Annotated in this window: 2 pseudogenes; both read left to right on the top strand. The window is 65.3% G+C overall.

The annotated features are described in order from the left end of the window. Window positions 1–239: pseudogene (locus tag AC0VX0_RS12430) on the top strand (Mu transposase C-terminal domain-containing protein); the annotation flags it as partial. Further along, window positions 236–429: pseudogene (locus AC0VX0_RS12425) on the top strand (AAA family ATPase); the annotation flags it as partial. The pseudogenes AC0VX0_RS12430 and AC0VX0_RS12425, both read left to right, overlap by 4 nt.

The raw sequence follows: 429 nt of genomic DNA, 5'->3' as shown, positions 1-429 counted from the left end.
AGATCCGCGTCTTCCACCGCGACGTGTTCCTCTGCACCGCGATCAGCACCGAGCACCAGACCGAGACGATCAGCCTCAAGCAGATCCAAGCCGCCAGGAACGCTCACCGCCGGGCTTTACGCGGGCAGATCCACGAACGCATCGCGATCGTCAATCCCAAACTCGACGACACCACCACACCGGCAGCCGTCGAGACGGATCGGCCGCGACTGAAGACCTACGAGGAGGACCGGTCATGACGAGCCAGTTCATCGTCACCAAGGAGCACCGCCGGTTCGCAGAGTTTGCCGACGCGGTCCGGAAGCAGAACACCATCGGCGTCTGCTTCGGGCCCGCCGGCGTCGGCAAGACCCTCTCAGCGCGCCGCTACGCGCACTGGGACAGCATCGGCCCGTTCATCGCCAGGTGGGCCGCACGCAGTGAAGACGA

The organism is Micrococcus sp. iso_26, from assembly GCF_056172975.1.
Note: the sequence above shows the minus strand (reverse complement) of the source record. Positions and strands in the feature narration are given on the sequence as shown.